Annotated in this window: 2 protein-coding genes; both read left to right on the forward strand. The window is 34.9% G+C overall.

The genetic code is table 11. From position 1 onward, the window contains the following. A partial coding sequence (locus tag DAHG_RS01105; protein ID WP_161650487.1) for an InlB B-repeat-containing protein occupies positions 1-2,215 on the forward strand: 2,215 nt, incomplete at its 5' end. A gap of 290 nt (positions 2,216-2,505) precedes the next feature. Then, entirely contained in the window at positions 2,506-3,846 is a 1,341-nt protein-coding gene (locus DAHG_RS01110) for an ATP-binding protein (RefSeq protein ID WP_022936472.1), read from the forward strand. Positions 3,847-3,991: the final 145 nt, after the last annotated feature.

Consider the following 3,991-nt stretch of genomic DNA (forward strand, 5'->3'; position numbering starts at 1 on the left):
TGTGACAACCGCCAAAGCGTTAGAATTAAAAGGTGTAACTGTAAAAGGTAAATTAGTTGTTATTGGTGACAACAAGACAGCCGGTAAATTAACGATTACTGATTCAAAGATTGAAGCAATCAGTACACAGACAAGAAATACAGAAGTCGTATTAAGCGGCGAAACAGAAGTAAAGACGATCGTATTGGAAGAAACAGCAGCGGTAACACCTGATAAAAACTTCAAGGGTGAAGTAGAGAAGATTGAAGTCCAGTCAACAACTAAAGGAGAAATCGTGATTGAAGTACCTGCACAGGAAGTAAGTACACGGACATATGCGAGTGTGGACATTCAGGCACCGGTAGAAAGTCTTGAAGTAAAGACGGATACACAAATCAAGGTAAATGCCGACGTTAAGAATGTAATAGTAACAGAAAGTGCAAAAGATACGAAGGTAGAAGTATCAAAAGGCAGTACGGTAGGCACAATTACAGCAGATGCTCCGGTAAAAATTGAAGGAAGCGGAACAATTGAAAAAGTAGAAGCCAATGTTGACGGAGTAGAAGCTGGTGAGGATACAGTAATCAAAGAGGTTGAAAAGAGTGAAGAGGTAGAGAAGGCACCAGAAGTAAATAAACCATCAACTGGTGGTGGATCTTCAAGTGGTGGTTCAGGTACTACTTATTACACAATCACTTTTGATGGCGAAGGCAGCACAGCAAGCAGTCAATCTATAGCTTATGGTAGCAAAATCACAAAACCAAGCAATCCTACCAATGAGGGAAAAGTATTTGCTGGCTGGTTTAATGGTGAAACACGTTGGGACTTTGATAAAGATACCGTTAAGGGGTCAATGACATTGACTGCAAAATGGGCGGAAAGTGCGCTTACTGTTGAAAATGGACTTGAAAAAGCTGAAAAGGTAAAAGGTGAGGTAGTTTATCTAAATAATGTATTCTTTGCTGATGGTAAAAATGTAACTGTTTGGACTGAAAATAATTCTATATCAGCACCTTTATTGGTAATGGTAGACAAGACAATATACAGCTTTGATAATTCTAAGAATCAACTAATAATATTTAGCGGCAGCAAAAAGACAGAATCAGATACTGTTAGTGTTGCTGGTTCAACTATCACGATTGAATCAGGTTATGTTGAACAAATTTATGGTGGCGGTTATGAATCTGATGTTACAGGTAAGAGTATTATCAATGTAAAAGAGAATGCTCAAGTTGATTCAGTGATCGGCGGTGGAACAATTGCTCAATCCCACGGAACAACTGCTAATGCACAGTCTGATTCTGTTGAATTAAATATTGATGGAACAGTTAGACTTGTTTATGCAGGCGGTTATGCACCAGTAGGGCCATCACTGAAAGATATTGTGAATATGGAGCAGAAGACTGCTAATTGCTTTGTTAAAGAAGCTAAAGTTAATATCATGAAGAATGCCAATGTTAATTACTATTTTGGTGGCAGCTATTCTTATGGTGGAATTGGTAAAGTGAATTGTGATGTTTATGGAAAATTAAGTGCAAACAGTGGCTATTCAGCAATTGCTGGTACCAATGGATATATCGGTAAAGCAAGTATGAATGTGCATGCTGGGGCAGAAGTTGGGCAATTGTATTCTTCTATGCGTGGTTATATTACTGGAAATATTGAACTACAAAATGACGGTACAATAAAAATACTATCTTTAAATCCTGATGGTAAAGTGATCGTGACTGAAGGAGAATTAAACGTAGTCAATCATGGAACTATTAATAATGCTTATTTTGACTGTGGCTGTGAAAAGGCTGGTATCAGTGGAGTTGAAAATAAAACTTCTTACTTTGATAAGATTACTGTTGATAGCGATAATGAACTTTTTGTTTCAATTGCGTTCTGGGAAAGCAATAAAGGTAATAAATTCAAACTTCCAACAAATCAAACAATTGTATTAAAAGGTGGAGCAAAACTTGTTGATGACGAGTCATTAGATGCTATGGATACTAGCAGAAAAGTTGAATCAAGTGTTGATGATAACGGCATCACTACGATCAAAGTTGTGGAGAATGTTCAACCAACCAATGCAATTCTAGACAATGAAGTTATGAATAATGATTCAGTTATCGATGAAAGTCTAACTAATAAATCAGAAGAAGTTGAAGTTCCTGAAATAATAGAAACTTCGGATGTTGATCAAACTGATGAAATTATAACACCGTCAGTACCTGAAGTTGTTGCTGAATAATCTAAAAATCTAAAGAGACTGTGCCTAGTAAGAGAATTTATTGATTTCTCTGAAAAGCATAGTCTCTTTAAATTAGATATACCTTTTAGTATTTGGTTAAGATTAGTTTTGTTGATTTTAGATTCTAATTTGGATAATATTAAATGAACAAGTTACATTAAAATTCGACAAGCAACACGTTGTATTTTAAAGAGTTATGAAACATATTGAATTTAAAACCAAAAGTATAGTATAATAATAGTGTGATAATACACACATATTTATATATAAAAATGTGAGGAGGCGACTTTGTGGAAAGATTGCTGATGGATAAATTGTTGCAATGGAAAAACTCGACATATCGTAAACCGTTGATTTTAAAAGGTGTACGTCAAGTAGGGAAAACCTGGATTCTTAAGGAATTCGGCAGACGTTATTATGAAAATACGGCATATTTTAATTTTGATGAAAATATGGAATATAAGCAATTTTTTGAAACAACGAAAGAGGTAGACCGTATTCTTCAAAATCTAATGTTAGCGAGCGGACAAAAAATATTACCTGAAAAGACACTCATTATATTTGATGAGGTACAAGATTGTCCCAATGTTATAAACGCAATGAAATATTTTTGTGAAAATGCGCCTGAATATCATATTGTCTGTGCTGGCTCTCTATTAGGTATTGCGCTTGCCAAACCTTCCTCATTTCCAGTTGGTAAAGTTAATTTTATGCAAATTGATCCTATGACATTTACGGAATTTTTACTAGCTAATGGTGATGAAAATTTAGTGAGTTATTTGAATAGTATTAACATAATAGAGCCTATTCCTGATGCGTTTTATAATCCACTGTATGAGAAGTTAAAAATGTACTATGTGACTGGTGGCATGCCTGAGCCAGTTTTAATGTGGACAAAGGAGAGGGATGTTGAAGCAATGCAAGAAGCTTTATCCGGTATTATTAATGCATATGAACGTGATTTTGCTAAGCATCCTGATATTAGCGAATTTCCAAAAATATCAATGATTTGGAAGTCTATACCGTCACAGCTTGCTAGGGAAAATAAAAAGTTTATTTATAAAGTTGTTAAAGAAGGAGCCCGAGCCCGAGAATATGAAGATGCATTACAATGGTTGGTTGATGCAAGACTAGTCCATAAAGTTTATCGCAGTACCGCTCCAGGTTTACCAATTTCCGCTTATGATGATTTATCAGCTTTTAAAATTTATTTAGTCGATGTGGGTCTGCTTCGTCGTTTGGCACAGTTGGCTCCGACCGCTTTTGGTGAAGGAAATCGGCTCTTTACAGAATTTAGAGGAGCGTTAAGTGAAAATTATGTATTACAAACATTAGTAACACAATTTGAAGTAATGCCACGATATTGGAGTCAGAATAATCCGCCTTATGAAGTAGATTTTATTATTCAAAGAGAGAATGATATTTTTCCTGTTGAAGTAAAAGCCGAATTGAATACAAAAAGCCGCAGTCTAAAAAAATATGTAGATCTCTTTGGCGATAAGATTAAATTGCGTATCAGATTTTCAATGGATAATTTAAAACTAAACGATGATGTTCTAAACATTCCGTTATTTATGGCTGATCAAACAGATCGATTAATAGGAATGGCACTTAAGCAGTATAAAGGATAAGAAAGCCGAATTATGCGGAATTAATATCTGCACTGATTCGGCTTTTATTTTAGCTTATAAACTTACTTTTTTGATTATAAAAGATAAAAACACAGAGATATATGATCGTTAATAATAATCACATTATAGTGTAGTGTCTTAAAAA

Source organism: Dielma fastidiosa (assembly GCF_000313565.1).
Classification (GTDB): domain Bacteria; phylum Bacillota_I; class Bacilli_A; order Erysipelotrichales; family Erysipelotrichaceae; genus Dielma; species Dielma fastidiosa.